General features: G+C 73.5%; 20 protein-coding genes. 11 read left to right on the forward strand and 9 right to left on the reverse strand.

Features of this window, described 5'->3' with window-relative positions; genetic code table 11:
• The first annotated feature begins 21 nt into the window (after window positions 1–21).
• Window positions 22–513: an Lrp/AsnC family transcriptional regulator gene (locus IE096_RS02170; protein ID WP_189447772.1), complete on the forward strand. Its 492-nt coding sequence runs from the start codon at window positions 22–24 to the stop codon at window positions 511–513.
• Here the strand turns inward: IE096_RS02170 and IE096_RS02175 are convergent.
• The 3 genes from IE096_RS02175 to IE096_RS02185 form a co-directional block, all read right to left on the reverse strand.
• Window positions 458–3,877, reverse strand: coding sequence for an AAA family ATPase (locus IE096_RS02175; RefSeq protein WP_189447773.1), 3,420 nt, complete (start codon window positions 3,875–3,877; stop codon window positions 458–460). The two genes, IE096_RS02170 and IE096_RS02175, sit on opposite strands and share 56 nt — an antisense overlap.
• Window positions 3,874–5,040 carry an exonuclease SbcCD subunit D gene (locus IE096_RS02180; RefSeq protein ID WP_189447775.1) on the reverse strand — a complete coding sequence of 389 codons (1,167 nt, stop codon included), beginning with the start codon at window positions 5,038–5,040 and terminating at the stop codon, window positions 3,874–3,876. Before IE096_RS02180 ends, IE096_RS02175 begins: the two co-directional genes overlap by 4 nt.
• 218 nt (window positions 5,041–5,258) lie before the next feature.
• Window positions 5,259–5,885 carry a YigZ family protein gene (locus IE096_RS02185; protein ID WP_189447777.1) on the reverse strand — a complete coding sequence of 209 codons (627 nt, stop codon included), beginning with the start codon at window positions 5,883–5,885 and terminating at the stop codon, window positions 5,259–5,261.
• Between the two features lie 99 nt (window positions 5,886–5,984).
• Between IE096_RS02185 and IE096_RS02190 the strand changes: the two genes are divergently transcribed.
• Entirely contained in the window at window positions 5,985–6,392 is a 408-nt protein-coding gene (locus tag IE096_RS02190; RefSeq protein ID WP_189447779.1) for a CoA-binding protein, read from the forward strand.
• An 82-nt stretch (window positions 6,393–6,474) separates the two neighbouring features.
• Entirely contained in the window at window positions 6,475–7,062 is a 588-nt protein-coding gene (locus IE096_RS02195; protein ID WP_189447781.1) for a GNAT family N-acetyltransferase, read from the forward strand.
• Here IE096_RS02195 and IE096_RS02200 read toward each other — a convergent pair.
• Entirely contained in the window at window positions 6,996–7,568 is a 573-nt protein-coding gene (locus IE096_RS02200) for a helix-turn-helix domain-containing protein (RefSeq protein ID WP_189447783.1), read from the reverse strand. The two genes, IE096_RS02195 and IE096_RS02200, sit on opposite strands and share 67 nt — an antisense overlap.
• A 100-nt stretch (window positions 7,569–7,668) precedes the next feature.
• Here IE096_RS02200 and IE096_RS02205 point away from each other — a divergent pair, with 100 nt between their 5' ends.
• Window positions 7,669–8,535 (forward strand): EamA family transporter, encoded by an 867-nt coding sequence (locus IE096_RS02205; RefSeq protein ID WP_189447785.1) that lies wholly within the window; start codon window positions 7,669–7,671, stop codon window positions 8,533–8,535.
• A 40-nt stretch (window positions 8,536–8,575) separates the two neighbouring features.
• Here IE096_RS02205 and IE096_RS02210 read toward each other — a convergent pair whose 3' ends face one another.
• Window positions 8,576–9,490 (reverse strand): helix-turn-helix domain-containing protein, encoded by a 915-nt coding sequence (locus IE096_RS02210; protein WP_229819864.1) that lies wholly within the window; start codon window positions 9,488–9,490, stop codon window positions 8,576–8,578.
• Between the two features lie 48 nt (window positions 9,491–9,538).
• Here IE096_RS02210 and IE096_RS02215 point away from each other — a divergent pair, with 48 nt between their 5' ends.
• Window positions 9,539–10,348, forward strand: a complete 810-nt coding sequence (locus IE096_RS02215) for an alpha/beta fold hydrolase (RefSeq protein WP_189447787.1) — start codon at window positions 9,539–9,541, stop codon at window positions 10,346–10,348.
• A gap of 111 nt (window positions 10,349–10,459) precedes the next feature.
• On the opposite strand, the gene IE096_RS02220 is transcribed toward IE096_RS02215, so the two are convergent.
• The 3 genes from IE096_RS02220 to IE096_RS02230 all read right to left on the reverse strand — a co-directional run bounded on the left by IE096_RS02220 (window position 10,460) and on the right by IE096_RS02230 (window position 12,942).
• Complete coding sequence (locus IE096_RS02220) at window positions 10,460–10,981, reverse strand: gamma carbonic anhydrase family protein (protein WP_189447789.1); 522 nt, start codon at window positions 10,979–10,981, stop codon at window positions 10,460–10,462.
• 165 nt (window positions 10,982–11,146) lie between these two features.
• On the reverse strand, window positions 11,147–11,812 hold the full coding sequence (locus IE096_RS02225; RefSeq protein ID WP_189447791.1) for a DedA family protein: 666 nt from the start codon (window positions 11,810–11,812) through the stop codon (window positions 11,147–11,149).
• A 179-nt stretch (window positions 11,813–11,991) separates the two neighbouring features.
• A complete protein-coding gene (locus tag IE096_RS02230; RefSeq protein ID WP_229819865.1) occupies window positions 11,992–12,942 on the reverse strand; it encodes a MerR family transcriptional regulator in 951 nt (316 codons plus the stop codon).
• 100 nt (window positions 12,943–13,042) lie between these two features.
• On the opposite strand from IE096_RS02230, the gene IE096_RS02235 reads away from it, so the two are divergent.
• The 5 genes from IE096_RS02235 to IE096_RS02255 all read left to right on the forward strand — a co-directional run bounded on the left by IE096_RS02235 (window position 13,043) and on the right by IE096_RS02255 (window position 20,044).
• Window positions 13,043–14,536: an alpha/beta hydrolase gene (locus tag IE096_RS02235; RefSeq protein ID WP_189447794.1), complete on the forward strand. Its 1,494-nt coding sequence runs from the start codon at window positions 13,043–13,045 to the stop codon at window positions 14,534–14,536.
• A 936-nt stretch (window positions 14,537–15,472) separates the two neighbouring features.
• On the forward strand, window positions 15,473–16,351 hold the full coding sequence (locus IE096_RS02240; RefSeq protein ID WP_189447796.1) for a hypothetical protein: 879 nt from the start codon (window positions 15,473–15,475) through the stop codon (window positions 16,349–16,351).
• Window positions 16,351–17,523 (forward strand): glycosyltransferase family 4 protein, encoded by a 1,173-nt coding sequence (locus tag IE096_RS02245; protein ID WP_373297991.1) that lies wholly within the window; start codon window positions 16,351–16,353, stop codon window positions 17,521–17,523. The genes IE096_RS02240 and IE096_RS02245 overlap by 1 nt, the downstream gene beginning before the upstream one ends.
• A gap of 97 nt (window positions 17,524–17,620) precedes the next feature.
• Entirely contained in the window at window positions 17,621–17,989 is a 369-nt protein-coding gene (locus tag IE096_RS02250) for a hypothetical protein (RefSeq protein WP_189447798.1), read from the forward strand.
• Between the two features lie 135 nt (window positions 17,990–18,124).
• Window positions 18,125–20,044, forward strand: a complete 1,920-nt coding sequence (locus IE096_RS02255) for an NHL domain-containing protein (RefSeq protein ID WP_189447800.1) — start codon at window positions 18,125–18,127, stop codon at window positions 20,042–20,044.
• A gap of 128 nt (window positions 20,045–20,172) precedes the next feature.
• On the opposite strand, the gene IE096_RS02260 is transcribed toward IE096_RS02255, so the two are convergent.
• Window positions 20,173–20,832, reverse strand: coding sequence for a class I SAM-dependent methyltransferase (locus tag IE096_RS02260; RefSeq protein ID WP_189447802.1), 660 nt, complete (start codon window positions 20,830–20,832; stop codon window positions 20,173–20,175).
• A gap of 346 nt (window positions 20,833–21,178) precedes the next feature.
• On the opposite strand from IE096_RS02260, the gene IE096_RS02265 reads away from it, so the two are divergent.
• Complete coding sequence (locus IE096_RS02265) at window positions 21,179–23,386, forward strand: YcaO-like family protein (protein ID WP_189447804.1); 2,208 nt, start codon at window positions 21,179–21,181, stop codon at window positions 23,384–23,386.
• Window positions 23,387–23,440 lie beyond the last annotated feature (54 nt).

Raw genomic sequence — 23,440 nt, forward strand, 5'->3', positions numbered from 1 at the left:
TTCCCCTGCTAGACAGCGCCCATGACCGCATATTCCCCGGACGCCACCGACTGGCGCATACTCGACGCCCTCCAGAGCAGCGGCCGCGTCGGATACGCCGAGCTGGCCCGCATCGTGAACATGTCGCCGAGCGCCGTGACCGAGCGTGTACGGCGGCTGGAGGAAGCCGGGGTGATCGGGGGGTACACGGCCGTCGTCAATCCCGAGCGGCTCGGGCTCCCGGTGCTCGCCTTCGTCCGGCTGCGGTACCCCAACGGGAACGACAAGCCCTTCCACGACCTCCTCGACACCACGCCCGAGGTGCTGGAGGCGCACCACGTCACCGGGGACGACTGCTTCGTGCTGAAGGTCGCGGCTCGGTCGATGCGGCACCTGGAGGAGGTCGCGGGGCGGATCGGGGCGCTGGGGTCGGTGACGACGAGCGTCGTGTACTCGTCGCCACTGCCCCGCCGGGCCATCAGTCGGGGTGGGGAGCCGTCCGCAGGCGGACGGACGAGCCCGACCGGTCCTTGACGACGCGCAGTTGCGCGGGGACGCGCTGTCTGAGGTCGGCGACGTGGCTGACGATGCCGACCGTGCGGTCGCGCTCGCGCAGCGAGTCCAGGACGTCGAGGACCTCGTCGAGGGTCTGCTCGTCGAGGCTGCCGAAGCCCTCGTCGATGAAGAGGGTGTCCAGGCGGACGCCGCCCGCCTCCTCCGTGACCACGTCGGCGAGGCCGAGGGCGAGGGCGAGGGAGGCGAAGAAGGTCTCCCCGCCGGAGAGCGTGGCGGTGTCGCGCTCGCTGCCGGTCCAGGCGTCGACGACGTGGAGGCCCAGGCCGGAACGGCCGCGCCCGGAGGTCCGGGCGTCGGAGTGGACGAGCGTGTAGCGCCCGCCCGACATCCGTCGCAGCCGGACCGTCGCGGCGGCGGCCACCTGCTCCAGCCGGGCGGCCAGGACGTACGACTCCAGGCGCATCTTGCGCTCGTTGCGGGCGGAGGTGCCGGCGGCGAGCGAGGCGAGCTCGGCCACCCGGTGGTACTCCGCGCGCAGCGGGGCCAGGCGGCGGGCGTCGGCGACGGCCTCGGCGGAGAGCCGGTCCAGTTCGTCGCAGCGGGTGCGGGCGGCGGCCTCCTCGGCGGAGGCGTGCCGCAGCAGCCGGGTCGCCGCGTCGGCGGCGGCGCGGGCCGCCTCCGCGTCGGCGGGCGGCAGCGCGGCGGCCTCGGCCGGGCCGGGGTCGGCCAGTTCGGCGGTGACGGCCGCCTCCTCGCGCCGCCACGCCTCTTCCCGCTCCTCGAGCTCCCGCCGGGCGGCGGCGCCCAGCAGTGCCGCGGCGGCCTGGGCGGGGGTGTCGAAGCCGGCGCGGTAGGCGGCGTCGGCGAGCCGGTCGTCGGCCTCCTTGAGCCGGTCCGCCGTACGGGCCGTCTCGCGCGCGGCCTCGGCGGCGTCGGCGACGAGGCGCAGCCGGTGTTCCAGCAGCGCGGCGCGGTGGGCGACGCTCTCGGCGCCCCCGCGCGCCCGGTCCAGTTCCTCGGTCAGCGCGCGCAGTTCCGCGTCGAGGCCGTCCCGGCGCGTGGCGTGGGCGGCGAGGCGCAGCCGGGCCTCCTCCTGTGCGGCGCGGCGCCGCTCGTGCTCGCGCTCGGCGCTCTCCAGGGCCTGGCGGGCGCGGTGGAGGTCCTCGGCGGCGGCGCGGGCGCCGGCGTGGTCGCGGGCCAGGTCGTCGACGAGGGCGGTGAGGTCGGTGACGGTGGCCTCGCCCGCGTCGGCGACGGCCACGGCCAGTTCCTCGCGCAGGGGGCGCAGGGCCAGGTCCGCCGCGTCCCTCACGTCGTTGGCGCGTCGGCTCGCGGCCAGCGCTGCCTCCTCGGTCGCGCGGTCCACCTGTCCGGCGGCGGCGCGGGCCGGGTCGGGGTGCTCGGTGGCACCGCACACGGCGCAGGGCGCGCCGGGCTCGAGCCCGGCGGCGAGCTCGGCGGCGATGCCGCGCAGTCGGCGTTCCTTGAGGTCGAGCCAGTGCTCGTGGGCGGCGACGGCCTCTTCGCGGGCGCGCAGCAGCCGGGCCTCGGCGGCGGATACGTCGTGGGCGAGCCCGTCGCGGCGGCGGGCGGCGGCGAGCCGCTGCCGTTCGGTCTCCAGGCGCGTGGCGAGCCGTTCGGCCAGCGCGGCGGCCTCCTGTGCCGCGTCGACGCGCCGCTGGTGGTCCCGGCGGGTGGCGTCCCAGCCGGCCAGCCAGTCGGCGGCCTCGGCGAGGAGGGCCTCGTCGGCGTCGGCGGCGCGCTCCAGGCCCGCGGTCTCGGCGGCGATGGCCGCGGCGCGCTCCTCGGCGCGGCGGGCGGCGGCGAGCGAGCCGAGTTCCTCGCGGAGGGCGTGTTCGAGGGCGCCGAGTTCCTCGGCGCCGGCTTCGCGCCGCTCGGCGGGGAGCGGTGTCCTGGCCCGGCGCTCGGCCTCGGCGGCGGCCCGGTGCTCGGATTCGGCCCGGTCGCGCGCTTCCAGCGCGGGCGCGACGACCTCGGCCGCCCGGCCCCGCGCCAGCCGCTCGCGCACCGCGTCCCGCTCCGCCCGGCCCTCGGCCAGGGCGGCGGCGCGGCGCAGGGCGTCCGCGTGCCGCCGCTGGAGCCGTTCCAGGTCGCGCGCCTCGTCGGCGCGCTGCCGCGCGAGCTGGTGGCCGCGCTCGGCGGCGCGAGCCGCCGCGTCGGCGATGTCCCGCCGCTCCCGCGCGTGGGTACGGGCGAGCGCCGCCCACTCCAGCACGGCCTCGGCGAGCCCGGCGTCGCCGGGTGCGAGCGGCACGGGCGCCGACGCCCCACCCCGGCCGCCCCGAGGCGCGGGCACCCGCCCGGCACGACGGGACGCCGCACCGCTCGCCGCGGGCCGGGGCGACGGGCGGGCGCCCGCCGGGCCCGAAGTCGTCGCCGCCGACAGGCCACCGGACTCCCCCGGCAGCCTTGCCCCATCGGAGACGGTCCCGGGCTCGCCCGCGAGCGGCGCCCCGGCGGAGGCGGGCACGCGGCCCCCAGCCGGGCCCTGGGGCGTCGCGGCCGGGAGGCCCGTCGGCGCTCCTGTCCGTGGGGCGGGAGGCTCGGCCCCCGGCGTCATCGCCGGGCGCGACGCTCCGGTCGCGGCCGACCGGACCGTGAGCTCACCGGAAGCGGACGCGCGCGGGCCCGGGGCATCCGCCACCGTAGCCGGTTGCGGCGTGCCCACCTCCGGTAGGGACGGGTCGGCCGCCGCCTGCCGCATTCGGTGGCCGAGGGCGAGGAGACGTTCGTCGCCCGCGCGCACCCGGGCCTCCGCCGCGCGGCGGAGTTCCGCGAGGTGTTCCTCGGCCGCGGCGAAGCGGCCCGTGTCGAAGAGGCGGCCCAGCAGCCGGGCGCGGGCGCCGTCCTCGGCGCGCAGGAAGCGGGCGAAGTCGCCCTGCGGCAACAGGACGACCTGGCAGAACTGTTCGCGGCTCATGCCGAGCAGCCGCGTGATCTCCTCGCCGATCTCGTCGTGGGAGCGGCTGAGCGCCTTCCACTCCGTGGCCCCGGCGGGCAGTTCGCGCAGCGCGCTGTACGCCTTCTCCCGGGTGAAGCCGGTGCCGCGCTTCTTGGGGCGGGGCTGCTCGGGGCGCCGGGTGATCTCCAGGCGTCGTTCGCCGGCGGTGAGTTCGAGGACGACCTCGGTGGGGGTGGCGGGGTCGGCGTGGTCGCTGCGCAGGGTGAGGCCGGCGCCCTGCCGGGCGCCGGGCACGCCGCCGTAGAGCGCGTAGCAGACCGCGTCGAGGACGGACGTCTTGCCCGCGCCGGTGGGCCCGTGGAGGAGGAACAGCCCCGCGCCGGCGAGCTCGTCGAAGTCGATGTGCTCGGTGCCGCCGAAGGGCCCGAAGGCCGTCAGGGTGAGCCGGTGGAGCCTCACGGGGTCACCTCGCGGGCGGCCTCGTCCAGGCGTACGGAGTCGAGCGCGGCGGTGAGGACGGCGCGCTCGGCCGCGTCGGGTCCGGCGCCGCCGCGTACGTGTGCCACGAAGTCCTCGGCGATCTGCTGGTCGGTGCGGCCGCGCAGCCGCGAGGCGTAGGAGGCGAGGGGGTCCTCGGGGGCCCGGTCGGGTTCGAAGACGAGGCTGAGGGTGTGGGGGAAGCGGCGGGTGAGCCGGGCCATGGGCTCGTGGGGGCGGTCGGGGTCGGTGAGGGTGGCCTCGATCCAGGCGTCCTCGTGCCGGTCGAGCCCCGGGTCGGCGAGGAGCTCCTCCAGCCGGCCGCGGATCCGGGCGAGGGGGCGCGGCACGGGGCAGTCGAGACGCTCGGCGGTGACGGCGCCGTCCGCGTCGAGGTCGACCAGCCACATGGTCTTGCGGTGGTCGGCCTCGGAGAAGGAGTAGGCGAGCGGGGAGCCGGAGTAGCGGACGCGGTCGGTGATGGCCTGGCTGCCGTGGAGGTGGCCGAGGGCGGTGTAGTGGACGCCGTCGAAGACGTCGGCGGGGACGGCGGCGACGCCGCCGACGGTGATGTCGCGCTCGCTGTCGCTGGTGGCGCCGCCGGCGACGAAGGCGTGGGCGAGGACGACGGCGCGGGTGCCGTCGGGCCGCCCGGCGAGGTCGGCCCGTACCCGGTCCATGGCGGCCCGGAGCACGGCCGTGTGCCCGGCCTTGGCGGCGCCGAGGCGTTCGCGGACGAGGGCGGGCTCCAGGTAGGGCAGGCCGTAGAAGGCGACGTCGCCGTGGTCGTCGGCGAGGAGGACGGGGGTGCCGCAGGCGTCGGGGTCGGTGCGCAGGTGTATGCCGGCGCGCTCGATGAGTCCGGCGCCGACGCCGAGGCGGCGGGGCGAGTCGTGGTTGCCGGAGATCATCACGGTGGGGACGGCGAGCTCGGCGAGCCGGTGGAGGGTTTCGTCGAAGAGCTCGACGGCGGCGAGCGGGGGCACGGCCCGGTCGTAGACGTCGCCGGCGACGAGCACGGCGTCGACGCGGTGCTCGCGGACGGTCCGGACGAGGTGGTCGACGAAGGCGCGCTGGGCCTCCAGGAGGTTCACGCGGTGGAAGGACCGTCCGAGGTGCCAGTCCGAGGTGTGCAGCAGTCTCACAGGACGGCTCCGGCCCGCATCGTCTCGTCCCCTCCGCTGTCGTCTCCGGTCCCGGTGTGCGCACGCGTCGCACCTGTTCCGGACGGCACTCTGTCCAGTTCCGTCCCCCAGTTTCGCATCCGGGCGGCGGCCGGGCGGCACGATCGGCCGAATGCGGGCGGTCGGAGACGGGCGGTCGAATGCGGGCGGTCGGCAGACGGGTGGCGGCCCGCCGGGCGTCAGACGTCGCCGTAGGCCTCCCCGCCCAGTTCCAGGCGGGCCGTGCCCGCCGTGCTGTCGGCCAGCCAGGCGCGGAAGGTCTCGACGTCCGCCTCGGGCAGCCCGATCTCGATGCTCACACCCGTGCCGTAGGTCACGTTCCGCACCTCGCGGCCGGTGGCGCGCAGTTCGTTCTCCAGCTTTCCGGCGCGCTGGTGGTCGACGGTGACGGTCGCCAGCCGGAAGCGGCGCCGCGTGATGGTGCCCAGGGTGTCGAGGGCCTCGCCGACCACGCCGCCGTAGGCGCGGATGAGCCCGCCGGCGCCGAGCTTGATGCCGCCGAAGTAGCGGGTGACGACCGCGACGACGTAGCGGGTCTCGCGCCGGACGAGCATCTGGAGCATGGGCACGCCCGCGGTGCCGCCGGGCTCGCCGTCGTCGCTGGCCTTCTGGACGGAGCCATCGGCGCCGATGACGTAGGCCCAGCAGTTGTGGCGCGCGGTGGGGTGCTCCTTGCGGATCCGGGCGACGAAGGCCTGCGCCTCCTCCTCGGTCGCGGCGGGCGCGAGCGCGCAGATGAAGCGCGACTTGTTGATCTCGATCTCGTGCACGCCCTCGCGCGCGACCGTCCGGTATTCGTCGTGCATCCCGTAAGCCTAGTTCGTCCCCGGAACTCGTCCGGATCTTGGCCGGATCTGGTGGGTGATCCCGGGAATGGTGGGGACGGGGACGCTCGTTGAGCGGGCATGTACGCAGAACCGGGGATCATCCGGAAGATCATCGAGGGGACCGGCCCCACCTGGGCGGTGGTCGGTCTGTCAGCCAACGAGCGGCGCGCAGCGTTCGGCGTGGCCGAGTTCCTGCAGCGCCACGGCAAGCGCGTCGTGCCCGTGCACCCCAAGGCCGAGACGGTCCACGGCGAGCGGGGGTACGCCTCGCTCTCGGACATCCCCTTCGACGTCGACGTCGTGGACGTCTTCGTCCGCTCGGAGCTCGCGGGCGCGGTCGCGGACGAGGCGGTCGCGGTGGGCGCGAAGGCGGTCTGGTTCCAGCTCGGCGTGATCGACGAGGACGCGTACGAGCGGACGCGGGCGGCGGGGCTGTCGATGGTCATGGACCGCTGCCCGGCGATCGAGATCCCCCGGCTGCGCTGAGGCCCCGCCCGTTCCTGGATCCCTTCCTGAATCCCTTGGGAAATCCTGAAGTCCCCCGGCGGGCGTGCGCTAGCGTCACTCCATGATCGTTCCGCGTATGGCCCGCCCCGAGGACGCCGCCGAGATCGTCCGCTTGCGTCGTCTGATGTTCGCCGAGATGAGCGGCGAGGACTCCCCCGGCCCCTGGGAGGCCGCGGCCGAGGAAACGGCGCGGCGGCAGCTCGCGGAGACCGGGCGGCCGGGGCTCGTCGGCTTCGTCGTGGACGGATTCGCCATGGACGGCGAACCGGCGGAGGGGGTGCCGAGGCTGGCGGCGTGCTGCGTCGGCCGGATCGAGGAGCGACTGCCCGCCCCGGGCCATCCGACGGGCCTGTTCGGCTTCGTCTTCAACGTGTGCACCGACGTCCCGTACCGGGGGCGGGGTCTCGCCCGTGCGACGACGGAGGCGCTGCTCGACTGGTTCGCCGTGCAGGGCGTCACGCGCGTCGATCTCCACGCCTCGGAGGACGCCGAGCGGCTGTACCGCGGGCTCGGTTTCGCCGAGCACTCGCTGGCCCTGTCGCTCGACGTGTCGTCGCGGCGGCCGGCCGGCGCCGGGACGGCTCAGCGGGCGGGCGGCACGGCCACCGCCATGGTCATCTCCACCGGTTCGGAGCCGTCGTTGCGGTAGACGTGCGGCACGTTCGCCTCGAAGGTGGCCGAGCTGCCGGCCGGCACCCGGTGCTCCGTCCCGTCGACGACGAGGGTGAGCTCGCCGGCGGTGACCGTCAGCAGCTCGACCGTGCCGGGCGGGTGGGCGTCCGAGGCGCTGCTGTCGCCGGGCACGATGCGCCACTCCCACAGCTCCAGCGGGCCGCGCGCCTCGGTGCCGACGAGGAGCGAGGTGTGGCTGCCCGCCTCGGTGGACCACATCCGTACCGTCTGCTCCCGGGGGACGACCCGGACGCGGGCGCCCTGCTCGTAGTCCAGGAGCGTGGTGATGCTGACGCCCAGCGCGTCGGCGAGCTTGACCGTGGTCCCGACGCTGGGGTTGGTCCTGGCCTGCTCGATCTGGATGATCATGCCGCGACTGACTCCGGAGCGGGCCGCCAGGGCGTCGAGGGTGAAGTTGCGCTCGCCACGCCAGCGCTTGAGGTTACGGGCGAGTGACTGTGTGAGCTGGTCGAGGTCCGTCACGTTCGATCCCGTCCAATATATTTTTTCGCCAAGTTCAATCGAATGAACTACGGTGTCCCGGACTCCACTGTTCACCACACTGTACTGCGAGGTCCTTCCCATGACACCGGTCTTCGCCCTGGCCACCAGCCTCATGTGGGGGCTGGCCGACTTCGGCGGTGGGCTGCTCACCCGGCGCATGCCCGCCCTGACCGTGGTCCTGGTCTCCCAGCTGCTCGCCGTGGGCGCGCTGGGCTCGATCGTCGTCGCCACCGGCGGCTGGTCCGAGGCCGGCCCCCAGCTCTGGTACGCGGTCGCGGCCGGCGTCGTCGGCCCGGCGGCGATGCTCGCCTTCTACCGCGCCCTGGCCCTCGGCCCGATGGGCGTCGTCTCCCCACTGGGCGCGCTCGGCGGCGTCGCGGTGCCGCTCGGCGTCGGGCTCGTCCTGGGCGAGCGCCCGGGCCTGCTCCAGGTCGCGGGCATCGCGGTCGCCGTCGCCGGCGTCGTCCTGGCCAGCGGCCCGGGCATGGGCGGCGCGCCCGTGCAGCGCCAGACCCTGGTGCTCACGCTCGTCGCCGCCTTCGGTTTCGGCTCCGTGATGGCGCTGATAGCCGAGGCCTCGCACAACCTCACCGGGCTCTTCCTCGCCCTGTTCGTCCAGCGCCTGTGCAACGTGGCGGTGGGCGCGGGCGCCCTCTACGCCTCCGTCCGCCGGGGCGCCCCGGCGCTGCCGGAGGACGGCTGGCAGGGCATCCGCTCGGCGCTGCCCGCGCTCGCCTTCGTCGGCCTGTCCGACGTGGCCGCCAACGGTACGTACAGCATCGCGGCCAACAGCGGCCCGGTGACCGTCGCCGCCGTCCTCGCCTCCCTCTACCCGGTGGTCACCGCGCTGGCGGCCCGGGGCTTCCTGAGCGAACGGCTGCGCGGGGTGCAGGCCGCGGGCGCGGGCCTGGCGCTCGTGGGAACGGTCCTGCTGGCGACGGGCTGACGGAACCGTGGACGGGTCCTCGAGTCCCCGCGCCCTTCGGTCACGAAGGGCCGGGGGCTTTGTCGTGTGCCGTCCCTGACGCGCGCCAGCGGCTGGGAGGCAGGCCGGTCTGGCGCTGGAAGAACGTGGTGAAGTTGGCGGAGTCCCCGAAACCGAGGTGCCCGGCGACGCGCGCGACGGGCAGGTCGGTGTGCGCGAGCAGCCGCTTGGCCTCCAGCAGGATCCGCTGGTCGAGGAAGTGTTTCGCCCCCAGGCCGGTGGCGGCGCGGACCGCCCGGGTCAGGGTGCGTGGGTCGTAGCCGAGTTGGCGGGCGTAGTCGGTGACGTGGTGCTGGTGGGCGAAGCGTTCCTCCACCGCGGCCCGGTAGCGGCGGAAGACCGTGTGGTTCCCGGCGTCGGCGGCGGGTGGCGAGGCCGACGCCGGGGGCAGGACCCGCAGGACGAGTGCGGAGAGCAGGTGCACCAGTACGGGTGGCGACGCCAGCTCCGGGTGCGCCACGGCCGTCGCGTGCTCGTGGCTCAGGTGATCGGCCGCGCGTACGCTCAACCGCCAGCCGAGGTCGTCCTCCAGCCGCCGGCTGGCAGGGGCGAAGACATCCGCCGCCGCCTGCCCCGCGGGACCTGAGACGGGCAGGAAGCCCGGCTCGAACAGGACCAGCGGCCCCTGCACCTCTTCGACGTCGGTCCAGCGGTGCACGACGCCCGGCCGGATCCATACGACGGTCCGTTCCCGCAGCGGATGGTCCACGAAGTCGGCCGTGTGCCGGCCGGCGCCCGAGGTCACCAGCGCCAGGACGTGGAAGTCCGGCCGTTGGGGCAGGGCGCGCCGACGGGCGGGGTCCATGGTCCGCAGCTGATCGAAGCTGAGCACCTCGACACCGCGCCCCGCGTCCGAGGCCGGGGTGTAGCGCAACTGCCGGACCGAGGGAAGCTGTCCGTTTTCCACAAGGATCATGCGCCTTTCGGCCGGGTCTCTTCGGCGTGGGAACCATAGCGTGAGGTCATGACGACTACGGAAACAACAACTCACCCCGTCCCCGTGAGCGGTGGGGCGATCGGCGTCCGCAGGCAGGGGCGACGAGGGCCGACGCTGGTGTTCGTGCACTACTGGGGCGGATCGGCCGGTACCTGGGACGCGGTCGTGGGGAAGCTGCCGGCCGACTCCGCGACGGTCCGCTTCGACCAGCGCGGGTGGGGTTCGTCGCGGACGCTGCCCGGCCCGTATCACCTCGACCGGCTCGCCGACGACGTCATCGACGTGGTCGAGGGCCTCGCTCTCGACAGGTTCGTCCTCGTCGGGCATTCGATGGGCGGAAAGGTGGCCCAACTCGCCGCCGCGCGCCACCCGGAGGGCTTGGCGGGACTGGCGCTGGTGGCTCCCGCGCCGCCGCGGCCGCCGGCTTCCGTGACCGCGGAGTACCAGCGGTTCCTCGCGCACGCCTACGACTCGGCGCGGACGGTCGAGGAGGCGCTCGACCACGCCCTGACCGCCACCCGCCTTGAGGGCGCCGTCCGGAACGCCGCCGTGCGGGACAGCCTGGCCAGTGACGACGCCGCGCGCGAGGAGTGGCCGCTGCGAGGCATCGCCGCCGACATCACGGACGCGGCCGGGGCGATCAGCGTCCCCGTCCTCGTCCTGGCCGGGGAGGACGACCGGGTCGAGCCTCCCCACGTCCTCCGCGCATGCCTGCTGCCCCACGTGCCGCACGCCCGGTTCGACACCGTCCCCGGCAGCGGCCACCTGCTGCCCCTGGAGGCCCCCGAAGCCGTCGCGGCGGCCTTGGCGGACTTCGCCGCCGGCCTCAGCCGCTGACCGGCGCGCGCCTGGGCCCTGTCCGGCGGATCACGCGGTGCCCCGTAGGGGCGCGGGGCCGTGACACCGTGCGGCTCCGCCGGGCACGGCCTGGAACATCGCCGTGTTCGGCTACACCTCGCGGTGGGCCTTCGCCAGCTCCAGGTACATCGTGGCGTTGAGCCGGATGTGCTCGCGCTCCTCCTCGGTCAGCTCCCGGCGCACCTTCGCCGGGACGCCCGCGACCAGCGAGCCGGGCGGTACCCGCATGCCCTGGGGGACGAGCGCCTGCGCGGCGACCAGCGAGCCGGCGCCGATCACGGCGCCGTTGAGGACGGTCGCGCCCATGCCGATCAGGACGTCGTCCTCGACGGTGCAGCCGTGCAGCACGGCGTTGTGCCCGACCGTCACCCGCTCGCCGACGCGCACCGGGAAGCCGGGGTCGACGTGCACGGTGCAGTTGTCCTGGATGTTGCTGTCGGCGCCCAGTTCGATGGGACCGCAGTCGGCGCGGAGCACGGCGTGGTACCAGACGCTCGATCCGGCCGCGAGGGTGACGTCGCCGAGCACGACGGAGGTCGGGGCCGTGAAGGCCTCCGGGTCGACCGCGGGTTCCCTGCCCGCCACCGCCTTGACCAGCGCCCGTTCCGTCATCGCCTGACCCCTCCCTCGCTTCGCCGGCGCCTTCCGCGCCCCGGTAACGGTAACCCCCGTGACCCGTAAGCGATCAAGACCCGCCGGGGCGCAGCGGAAGGGCCCGGGTACGCCGAAGGCCCCCGGTGATCACCGGGGGCCTTCGGTACGACGCTCTCGCCCTCGTCACTCCGCGGCGGCGACGGCCTCGGCCTCGGTGGACCGGCCGGCGGTCGCCTCGTCCTTGCTCGCGGCCTTCTTGGCCTTGATCCGCATCACCACGAAGGAGCCCAGGCCGAAGAGGAGCGCGGCCACCAGGCCGAGCCAGGAGAACTTCCCGATCCACTCCTCGGCGACCTTGCCGACGGTGTAGATCAGCGCGACCGTGCCGCCGGCCCAGACGATGCCGCCGAGGACGTTCGCGATGAGGAACTTCCAGTACGGCATCTTCAGCACACCGGCCAGCGGACCGGCGAAGATCCGCAGCAGGGCGATGAATCGGCCGACGAAGACGGCCCACATGCCCCACTTCGTGAACGCCTTCTCGGCCGTGGCCACGTGGTGCGGGCCGAAGTGCTTGGGGAACTTGCGGCCCAGCCAGTCCAGCAGCGGCTTGCCGCCCTTGCGGCCGATCAGATAGCCGATGGAGTCACCGATGATCGCACCCGCGATGGCGCACCCGCCGAGCACGTACGGGTTGATGTGGTCCTGCGAGGCGGCGAGCAGCGTGGCACTGACGAGCACGATCTCACCGGGCAGCGGGATGCCCAGGCTCTCCAGCCCGATCACTCCGCCCACCAGGAGGTAGACGGCGATGGCCGGAACTGTCTCGAGCCACTCCTGGATGTGCAACGCCGGATCCTCCCCGGTTGACGACCCGCTCGCGCGCGGCCTGATGTGTACGACCTGCCTCCGGCGCGCCATGTCGCGCGTCCCGGAAGCCTACCTGGAGGTGAAGACTCGGATCCGGGCCCGCTGGTTGAGGCGGGACGGTCACATCTTCGCCACACTGTCTCCCCCTGCGGACGGGCTCAGGCGGCTTCCCGGGCCGTGTCGGCGTCCAGGGCGGCGCTGAGCCACGCGTGGGCGGAGCCGGCGGTGGGCTCGGGCGGGCCGGAGGGCGGGCTGATCAGCTCGGCGACGAGCCCCCAGTAATGGTCGATCCGCGGATCCGCGGCGAGCTGGCCGCCGAGCAGCCGGCGGAAGGCCGGGCTGTCGGGCGTGCCACGGGCGTGGGCGTAGGCGGAGACGAAGCAGTCGAGCGCCTCGCCGGGCCGCGCCGGGCGCCCCGCCCGCAGCTCGGCCGAGGCCAGCGCGTACGCCTCGATCAGCCCGTCGTAGAGCACGGCGGGGCGGTAGCCCTCCTCGGGCCGGTGGACGGCGGGCCGGTTGTCCGTGCCGTCGCAGTCGCCGGAGACGAAGGCGTGCAGCCGGGCGAAGGCCAGCACCTGGGCCGGGGTCGGGTCCTCGGGGGGCTGGGGCACGGCCTGGTCGATGATCGCGGAGGTGAGCCGGGCCGGGAGCCTCGGCGGGATCCAGGCCCGCCAGAAGCGCACGAGCGAGGACGTGCTGGGCGGCGCGGAGACGGAGCCGATCAGCAGCAGCCGGTCGGCGCGCTCCTCGGCCGGGCAGTCCCGGAGCAGTTGGAGGGCGGCCTCGCGCCAGCGCAGGGCGGCCATCCGCGAGCCGATCTCCCGCAGCCGCTCGGCGATGACGTCCTCCAGGGCGCCGTCGAGGGGGTTGTCGGCGTCGTCCTCCCGGCCGAGGACCCGGCCCACGTCCGGGACCGGCAGGTCCAGGGTGCGCAGCGAGCGGATCAGCCGGAGCCGGTCGAGGGCCTCGGGGCCGTACCGGCGGTGGCCGCCGGTGCTGCGCCCGGCCTCGGGCAGCAGGCCGCGGTCGGAGTAGAAGCGGACGGTCTTGACGGTGGTGCCCGCGCGTTCGGCGAGCTCTCCGATGCTCCATGTGTCGTCGGCGAACACGCCCTTGAACCTCCCCCAGGTGGAGTTCCTACCGTACCGGCGAGCGCGGGCGGCCTGATGATCGGCCGGCCTGTGGACGATCGTTGACGAGGAGACGCGCATGACGGCATTCGTCCTGGTATCCGAGGCCTTCACCGGCGGCTGGATCTGGCAGGAGGTGGCCGCGGGGCTGCGGTCGGCGGGGGCGGAGGCGCACCCAGTGACGCTCACGGGGCTGGGCGACGGGGCCCTTCCGGCGGGGCGGGGGATCGACCTGGAGACGCACGTCGAGGACGTGGTGCGGGCGGTCGACGGCGTGGACGCGCCGGAGGTGGTGCTGGTCGGGCACGGTTACGGCATCCATCCGGTGCTCGGCGCCGCCGGCCGCCGCGCGGGGCGCGTGGCCCGGATCGTCTATCTGGACTCCGGTCTGCCGCAGGACGGTGACGCGCCGCTCAAGGTGGTGCCGGACCCGGCCGTCCACGAGCTGCTGGCGGGGTGGGAGGGGGACGACGCTCTGGTTCCCGCACCGGTCCTCGACGAGTGGGAGCGCTGGGGGAGCCTCGACGGCGTCCCGCAGGAGGCGCTGGAGCGGCTGAACCGGCTCGCCGTGCCGCAGCCGGCGGGCACGTTCACCCAGCCGCTGCGGCTGACGGAGGAGGTCCGGGGTCTGCCGACGACCGGTGTGCTGTGCAACGCCAACGGTTCGAGCATCGAGATGGTCGAGGCGTTCGTGCGGCTCGGCGACCCCAAACTGCGGGCGCTCGCCGATCCCCGGGTGAGCTTCTTCGAGCTGCCCACCGGGCACTGGCCGATGCTCTCGTGCCCCGCCGAGCTGACCGAGGTGCTCACGCGGGCCGCCGCGGGCGAGGGGTACCGGCTGTCGGTGGACGAGGAGTCGCGGGAGGCGACGTTCCTGCTGGACGTGCCGGAGCGGCCCCGCGAGCGGGTGGGGCGGGTCGATCTCCACCTGCCGGACGCCGACGGGCCCCGTCCGGCGGTGGTGTTCGTCCACGGCGGCCCCTTCCCCGCCGGCCTTCGGCCGACGCCTCGGGACTCGGCCACCTTCACCGGGTACGGCCGGTACGCGGCGAGCCTGGGCGTGGTGGGCGTGACGGTGGATCACCGGCTGCACGACCTGGCCGATTTCGGGCGCGCGGCCGAGGACGTCGCGGCGGCGGTCGAGCTCGTCCGGGCCGATCCGCGCGTCGACGGGGAGCGTGTGGCGCTCTGGTTCTTCTCCGGCGGCGGGTTGCTGTCGGCGGACTGGCTGTCGGCTCCCCCGTCGTGGCTGCGCTGTGTGGCCGCGACGTACCCCGTCCTCGCGCCGATGCCGAACTGGCCGGGAACCGTGCCGGACCGCTTCCGCCCCGCCGAGGCGATACAGCGGGCGGGCCGGCTGCCGTTCGTGCTCAGCCGGGTGGAGCTGGAGCGGCCGGAGATCGCAGCGACGGTCGTCGAGTTCCTGGCCGCCGCCGAGAAGTGCGCGGCCCCCGTCGAGATCGTCGACGTACCGCTCGCCCACCACGGGTTCGAGACGCTCGACCACACCGAGGAGACGCGGGGAGCGGTGGAGCGGGCGATGGGGGCGGTGCTGGGGCACTTGGGGGGCTGACGCGCGTCGTACGGATACGGCCCGGCCTCGTCGTACGCGACGGGGCCGGGCTTCGTGGTGCCCCGACGCGCCACCGGTCCCGGACACGGGACCGGGCGTCCCGGGCACCTGAACATGCGGTGAACACGCGTTTCGGCCGCAGGAAACGCGCCTCGCACGTCGGCGAATCGCCGCCGGGGGATCGGATCGCACCGCCGACACCTGCGGAATTCCCACGCGGCACGCGATCGGAGTGATGCAGCGCACACGTTCAATTGCCCGCGCCAAAGTGTCCCGTCCGGCTCTGGAAGCCCGCCCGCGACGTCTCGATAAACGACCGGTACGCCTTCCTGCCGGGGTTCCGCTTGGGCGTCCGCGATCCGGACCGGTGCGCGCCCGCCGAAATCCCGTGGAAACGCGGGAACTTCCAGCGCATTTCCCGTACCGGCGCCGGTCACCCGGGGTGAACCACCGGGTCGAAATCCCGCCCGATTGCGACAGGCGCGCATAAACGACCAGTGGCACGCTCCTGACCAGGCGTTCCCCTTCCCGGCCCGACAAGCGAAATGACCCATACCGCTTGACGTCAATCCGTGTTGCACCATGACGCGATCATCACGGACTCTCCTGTCTTCGCAGCTCACCACGGGTATCGGCCCCTCGCGCGGGCCGGGCACAGGGCGCGGGACGGGACGCGGCGGAGGCCTGGCGCGTTGATCCGCCCTTGCCGATTCCCGTCTTTGACCCCCTCGTTCCGCGGCCCGTACGTTTCTCTCCGTGTTCGGCGAACGAGCCGAAGAAGCACTGCCCGAACGACGGGGCCGGAACCCTGCCGCCGTCCGGGATTCAACCGAACACGATCCGCCGAGTTTCTCCGTATCCACTTCCGTATCGCACGGCGAATACGGATCGAATTTCGACGACTTACCTGTCGTCCGGAACGAGGGGACAACTGTCATGACCGACGACGAAGCCACGGTCCAGCCCACCGCGCGGTTCTCGGTACTGCCGGGCGGACCGCCCGGTCTCGCCCTCGCCCCCGCCGGCGAGACCGGCTACCCGGGGGTGCGGCTTCAGCAGACGAGCGATTCCGGAACGTGGTCGCCGCAGGACGTCTACGTGGCCCTGCCCAAGGGCAAGGGACTCCAGTTCGTCGCCGAAGGCGGCTGCGACTACCTGCTGACCGTGCTGGACGCCCGGAAGAACACGAAGACCTATCGCGGGACCCTGTCGGCGGACGGACAGGCCGTCACCTTCGAGGGAGTCGGCCCGGCCCTGTCGGGAAAGGGCACGACATCCATGGCCTGGGTCGCGGTGAAGGCCTCGGACCACGCCCGGCTCGGTGAGACCCGGCTCGTCTTCTGCGTGGGTGACCGGACATCGGAATCCACGTGTGTCCGCGTCGTGGACCACATCCCGTTCTCGGTCTCGCCCGGCGGGCCGCCGGATGTGACGTTGAAGCCCGGCGGCGCGACCGGCTACCCCGGCGTCCACCTCTACGCCGACGACGACGGCACGGTTTCCCCGCAGGACGTCCACGTGGCCCTGCCCGAGGGGGACGGACTGCGGTTCGTCCCCGAGGGCGGCGACGGATATCTGCTGTCCGTGCAGGGTTCGCAGGGCGTGAAGACCTATCGCGGCAGCCTGTCGTCGGACGGGCGGGCCCTCACCTTTCAGGGCGTCGATCCGGCCCTGTCGGGAAAAGGCGCGACGTCCACGGCCTGGGTCGCGGTGAAGGCCCTGGCCCACGCGCCGAAGGTCCAGGTGTCGCTGGTCTTCTGTATGGGCGACCGCACTTCGAGTTCCACCCCCGTGGACGTGGACCCGCAGACCTGATGACCGCGGCCACCCACCCGTCGCAGGGCATGGTCGTCCCCGCCCCGAAGGAGTACGGACCAGTGGAAACGGTGCCGGCTCGCCCGCTCGGACTGGCCGCGACCACCGGGTCGCGGGGCATGTCCGTCATGGCCCGGGTGTACGGATATCCCCCCGCCCACAACGCGGGCTCGGAATGGATGCTCCATTCGATGCTCCGTCCCCTGGTCGAACGCGGCCACCGGGTCACGGTGTGGCTGTCGCACCCCGGGACCATCGAGAAGAGTTACGAGATCGACGGTGTACGGGTCGTTCCCTATCAGGAGGGCGGCGACTTCGCCGCCGAGGCCCAGAACGCGGACGTGCTCCTGTCCCACTTCGAGAACGTCCCCATCGTCTCGGGCGTTGCCAGGGCCCGCCGCATACCCGTCGTCGTGATCTGCCACGACAACTTCGCCACGAGCTTCCACAATGCGGCGGGGGCCGATCTCGTCGTCTACAACAGCGAATGGATCCGGCGTGACGGCGAGATCCACTACGCGCGGTACCCCCGCGAGTTCCTGCCCGGGCGCACGATCGTCGTCCGCCCTCCGGTGATCGCGGAGCACTACCGCACCGAACCCGGCGATCACGCGACTCTGGTGAACCTCAACCCCGACAAGGGTGGCGACATCTTCTGGCAGGTCGCCGCATGGACGCCGGAGTGGAATTTCCTCGGCGTCCGGGGCGCCTACGGGCAGCAGGTCGCGCCGCCGATGCGGCTGCCCAATTGCGAAGTGCTGGAGGGAGTGCCCGGGGACAGGATGCGCGAGCACGTCTACGCCCGGTCGAGGGTGATGCTCATGCCCAGCCTGTACGAGTCCTGGGGCCGGGTGGCGGTGGAGGCGATGGCATCCGGTATTCCGGTGATCGCCCATCCCACCCCGGGGCTGGTCGAATCCCTCGGCGACGCGGGGATCTTCGCCTACCGTGACGACCTCAACGCGTGGATGCACGCCCTGAAGGCGCTGCGGGATCCCGAGAACTGGGAAAAGGCCTCCCGCCGCGCGAAGGCCCGCTCCGCCGAACTGAGCGCGACCCCCGATCTCGGTCTCTGGTGCGACGCCGTCGAGTCGCTCCACGACACGAGACGACAGCGGTCCATCCGCGTGGCCGGCGCGCCCCGCGCGACGACTTCCGTGGTGGCGAAGTAGGCCACGGATCCGCGACGCGGCACGAGCGAACACGGCAAGAGCGGTCGCGGGAGAACCACCATCGCAATCCATCCGACCGAACAGGAAGGCCAGTGCCATGCCCATCGCGTTCAAGCAGGTTCCCTTCAGTGTGGAGCGGGTGCCCATGTCCGGCCCGTTCTACAAGGAGGTTCCGTTCACCATCCGTGGCGACATCCGCAGGGACACGAAGGGGCGCCCTGTCTTCGATGTGGCGCTCCAGTCGTACTCGCTCGAGGTGATGTACGACGGAAACCCCCACCACTGCTCGATGTCGCTCGACCAGATAGCGCTGGAGATCGGTGAGAGCAAGAACACGGATGACGACGGGGTGGTCAAGCTGACCATCTGGCGGCGCAACCACCCCAACGACGCGCGGAACAGCCCGCCCTGGGGCTTCAGGGGAACCGTCACCGCGCTCGTCATCGCGGACCTCAAGAGCTCCTGACCCGGCGGTCCGGTAGCCCTCCGCGTCGGCGCCGTCCTCCGCTCCCCCGCGGAGGACGGCGCCCCCGGTACTCCCCCGAGGGACATCCGGCGCGCCTTCCCACCGTCGCCCCATACGAATGGCGAGGAATCCACGATGAGCGAATTCGGCACCATCCAGAAGACCTCGGTCCGGGCAGGCGATCCGGCCATCTCCACCACGGCAGGCAACGGCATCGCCGATTACACCGGCGACGGCTCCGGCGCGGCCAAGGCCTGCCTCTACCACCCCAATGCCGTCGCGACGGACGCGTCCGGCAATCTCTACATCGCCGACACCGACAACCACGTGGTGCGAAAGGTCGACGCGAGGACCCGGGTCATCACCACGGTCGCCGGCAACAACGACGGCGACTACGCCGGCGACGGCCGACCGGCCGTCGCGGCGAGCCTGCGATACCCCCGAGGTGTCGCGACGGACGCGTCCGGCAACCTCTACATCGCCGACACCGGCAACAACCGCGTACGAAGGGTCGACGCGACGACCCGGATCATCACCACGGTCGCCGGCGACGGCGGCGTCGGGTTCCGCGGCGACGGAGGGGCCGCCACGACGGCCACTCTCTACACGCCGTTCGGCGTCGCGGTGGACTCCCTCGGCAACCTCTACATCGCCGACACCGACAACCACCGGATACGCAGGGTCGACGCGACGGACCGCACCATCACCACGCTCGCCGGCAACGGCAACGCCGGCTGCACCGGAGACGACAGGCCCGCCGTCGAGGCCACTCTCCAGTACCCCCGCGCCGTCACGGTCGACGCGATCGGCAACGTGTACATCGCCGACACCGACAACCATGTGGTGCGGAAGGTCGACGCGATGACGAGGACCATCAGCACGGTCGCGGGCGACGGCAACGCCGGGCGCACCGGCGACGACGAGCCGGCCGTCAAGGCGAGCCTGCGATCCCCCCGAGGCGTCGCGGTCGACCCGGCCGGCAACCTCTACATCGCCGACACCGGCAACAACCGCGTACGAAGGGTCGATGAAAGGACCCGGCTGATCACCACCGTCGCCGGTGACGGCGAAGCCGGCTTCAGCGGCGACGACGGACCGGCCGTCAAGGCGAACCTCTACGGTCCCCGGGGCATCGCGGTGGATTCCGCGGGCAATCTGTACATCGCCGACACCGACAACCATCGGGTCCGCGAGGTCAGTGGCGCTTCCCCCCTCGCCCGGTTCTCGGTCCTGCCGGTGGGCCCGCCGGATCCGGAGGTCACGCTGACGCACGCCGGTGAGACCGGCTACCCCGGCGTGCGGCTGTACGCCGACACCGACGGCACCGTCCCTCGCCAGAAGGTCGTGGTGACCCTTCCGGCGGGAAAGGAGCTGGGGTTCGTCGCTCAGGGCGATCCCGGACACCTGCTGACCGTGGCGAACGCCCGGACGGGCACGACCGTCCATCGCGGGACCCTGTCGCCGGACGGACGGACCCTCGTCTTCGAGGACGTCGACCTGGGCCTGACGGGCAAGGGCTCCGAGTCCCGGGCTTGGGTCGCGGTGCGAGCCTCCCGCGGTACCCCGCTGGGAGACACGGCCCTGCGCTTCGCCGTGGGTGACGTGCCGTCGGATTCCACGCGAGTCCACGTCGTGGTCGACTTCGCCGTGTCGCCGTCGGGCTCGGAACCGAAGCTGACACGCGCCGGCGACACCGGCTTCGCCGGTGTGGAAGTGATCGCCAGGGAAGAGGGAACTCTTGTCCCGCAGAATGTCCGGGTGGCCCTTCCCACGGGTGCGGGCCTGCGGTTCGTCCCGGAACACGAAGGGTTCTGCCAGCTGACCGTGATGGACACCGACGGGCACACGACGCCCTACGACGGAATCCTGTCCGCCGACGGGCAGACGCTCACCGTCGAGGCCGTCACCCTACCGCTCTCGGGCAAGGGCTCGAAGGCCGGACTCTGGGGCGCGGTGAAAGCCTCCGCCGACGCTCCCGTCGGGACGTCGCGCCTGGACGTCCAGGTCGGGAACAGGGCGTCACTCTCCGGGCGGATCCACGTCGTCGCGGCGTGAAGCCCCTCCGCACGAAATGAATGAACCCTGACAGCGGACGCGCCGTCCTCCCCTCGCCCGGCGGGGTCCCGGAGGACGGCGCGTCGTCGCTGCGACGGCGTTCGAGGACGACCGCGTGGCCGGACGGATCAGGTACGGGCGATCAAGGCGTACCGTTCGTCCGTCACCGGGCCGCCCCACAGGTCGGGGTCGTCGCCGAGGTCGTCCACGCGCACATCGGTGGCGAGGGGACGGACGGCGGCCGTGAGTTCCCCGGCGGTGATTCCTCGGTGCCAAGGGAGGGTTTCGGCCCCGGCCACGTACGGTATGCCGCTCTGGCCGGCCTCGCGCCAGCGTCCTTCGACCAGGAGGAGGGTGCCGCCTGGGCGAAGCCGCGCGGTCCACTGGCGCAGGGCGGCGTGCGGATCGGGCAAGGTCCACAGCAGGTGCCGGCAGACCACCACGTCGAAGAGGTCGTCACCGGTGGGCGGGGCCGCGGCGTCCCCGACCAGGAACCGGCCCTCAAGACCGGCGGCGGTGAGCTTGGCGCGCGCCTCCTCGACCATGCGGGGCGAGAGGTCCACGCCGGTGACGCGGTGGCCGGCCTGGGCCAGCAGATGGGAGAGGGAGCCGGTGCCGCAGCCCACATCCAGCACGCGGGCCGGGCCGGGCGGCGTCCATCGGCGCAGCAGGCGCGCCCACGCCTGCCGGGTGGTCTCGTCGCGCAGGCCGTGGTCGGGTTCGTCGTCGAAGGCGGGGGCGGCGGCGTCCCAGTAGGCGGTGATGGCATCGGTGTCGGCGTCCGTCATGGCGTGCATCCTGTCAGCCACCACTGACAACGCCCGAAACCGGCGGAGTCGTGAAGGACGATGTCCGGTACTCACCGTTGCCACCCCGGTTCCGGAGTGTCACGGTCGATTCGGGTCTTCACCGCGGCCAGTGCGGACCTCCGACGAGGACAAGGAGCACCAGATGCAAGAGGTACGTGAGCTCGAGATCGAGGTCGTGGGCGAGGAGGAACTCCCCGAGTTCGCTCTCATGGTCGACATTCCGGACGACGACTGACCCTCGATCGATTGCCGGTGGCCGGGCCCCGCTTCGCAGGACCGGCCATGGGTGAGGGCACACCGCCGGGACGACGCTTCAGGAGGGTACGTGCGGATCGAACCGGACGCCGGACCGGCCGCGCGTGACGAGGAGCGTTTGGGCGGCCTGGTGGCCGGGGTCCTCATATCGGCGGGCTGCGCTGCCGGAACGTGGCAGCACGACGATCTGCGCTACCCGGGGATGCACGCCCTGGCCCACCGGTTGCGGCCGGCACGACGGGAACGCCCGTCCCCCGTGGATCGGGAGCACACCACGCAGCAGGTGCGCACGGTGGTGCTCCAGGCCCGCGACAGCGCGGCCCGGGCCCGGTGCACGGCTGAGCGCACCGGATGGGCGGTGGACCTGGCGCCGCCCGGGGAGCGGCACTTGGAGGACAGCGTCCTGCGGGCACTGCGGGAGGCCCCCGAACCGGCCGGCGTGACGCACGCGGGCGACGGCTGCCCCACCGCGCGCTCGGCGGCCGTGGTCGACTGGGATGCCGGACAGCGGGAGGTCCTCGCGGAGGCGTGGCGGACGCTGCGCACGAGCTGGCCCCGGATGTCCGCCGAGCTGGAGGTGACGCTGCGACAGGTGGTGCTCCTCGGCGGCTGGGGTATCGACGGGTTCACCGACTTCACCGCGCACGGCGCCGTCTTCGTCAACAGCCGACGGCTGACCGGACGCGAGCCCGACGGGCCGGCCGGCCACGTCCGGCTCGCGGAGGCGCTGGTGCACGAGGGCACCCACAACCGATGCGATTCCGCCGCCGCCTCCGCCCCCTTCCTCCGGGCGTCCGGCGCCGGGGAACTGCTGAGTACTCCGCTGCGCCCCGACGCGCGCCCCCTGGCCGGCCTGTTCCAGCAGGTGGTGGTGCTGGCCCGTAGCGTGCTGCTGTACCGGCGACTGCCGGACGGAACGGCCGCACGGGCCCGCCACGCCCTCCTGCTGGACCGGGGCAGACGAGGCGCGGCGACGTTGCGCGGCAGGAGCGAGGCGCTGACGGATACCGGCAGGGAGCTGCTGGAACAGGCCGAAGCGGTCTTCGCGACGGGTCCCAGGGGCAGCGCGGGCAGCGCGGGGCTTCCCGACCGGCCGGTCCAGACACAGCGGCCGTTCCCTGACGCCCCCTGGTTCGTGCTCGGCAGAACAGCCGCGCGCAGTAGCGCCTTCACGGCGAACGACGCGGCCGGAGGACAACCGGTCATCATCGGTTCGGCCGCCGGCACGGACCCGGCGGATGTCGTGCGGCGGGCCCGGGGCGAGCTGATGGAGCGGGTGCACAGCGTTCTCGCCGGGCACCGGGCGCGGGAGAGCGCGGTCGTCGCGTCATACGCCTCGCTGCGGCGGCGCGGCCGGCTCGCCCTGGACCCGTGGGCCTGGCCGGAGCTGCGGCCACTGGCGGAGGTGCGGGAGGCGACGCTGCCGTGGGTGCCGGGGGATTCACTGACCGGCGGCGGCCGAGTGCTCGTACCGGCGTGCGCCGTCTACCTGGCGCACCGTCCACCCGCCGGCTGTCCGGCACCGTTGCGCCCCGGCTCCACCGGGCTCGCGGCGCACCTCACGGCCGCGCGGGCGCGTGAACACGCCATGCTGGAGATCCTCGAACGCGACCTGTTCTGGCACGCCTGGTACGACGACGCGCCCCGCCGGACGCCGACGGGGCCGACGCCGCTCGGCGAGGACCTGCGGCGGGTGCTGGCCGTGCTGGGCCTGCGGGAACGATTCCTCGTGCTGCCCGGCCCGGGGAGTGTCGCGTGCGTGGTGGCGTGTCTGCACACGGACGACGGCACACGACAGACCTTCGGTGCCCGCGCCACCGCCGGGAACCCGGCGTCGGCCGCGGTCTCCGCCGTCCGCGAGGCGCTGATGGTGCGCTGGAGCATGGGCACCGCGAGCGCCGCCGCCGTATGGGACCGGATGCGGGAGCACGGGCCGTCGCGGCCGCCGAACGGCCCGCTGGAACACGCCCTGCACGCCTTCCACCGCCAGGACAGCCTCACCGCCCTCCTACGCGGAGCGATCACGGAGCCGTGGCCGGTAGCGGACCAGGCAGCGGTTCCGGCCCCCGTGGCGGAGGAGTTGCCGCGTCTGCTGGCCGAGCGGACCGGTGAGGACGTCGTCGAGGTGGACTCCTCCGCTCCCGGAGCCGGGTTCGGCGAGCCGGTGGTGGTGCGTGTGGTGGCCCCCGGTGCCCGGCGTCTGCCCGCGAAGGAACCGGACCCGGCGACGTCGCCCGGCGGAACGGCCCGCCGGCGCCTCCCGCACCCGCTCGGCTGAGCGTAGCCGACCGTGCGCCCGGGCTCTTCCCCAATCCCTCCCTTCCCTCCCCTC

Origin of the sequence: Streptomyces abikoensis (assembly GCF_014648775.1) — a bacterium.
GTDB classification, from domain to species: Bacteria; Actinomycetota; Actinomycetes; order Streptomycetales; family Streptomycetaceae; genus Streptomyces; species Streptomyces abikoensis.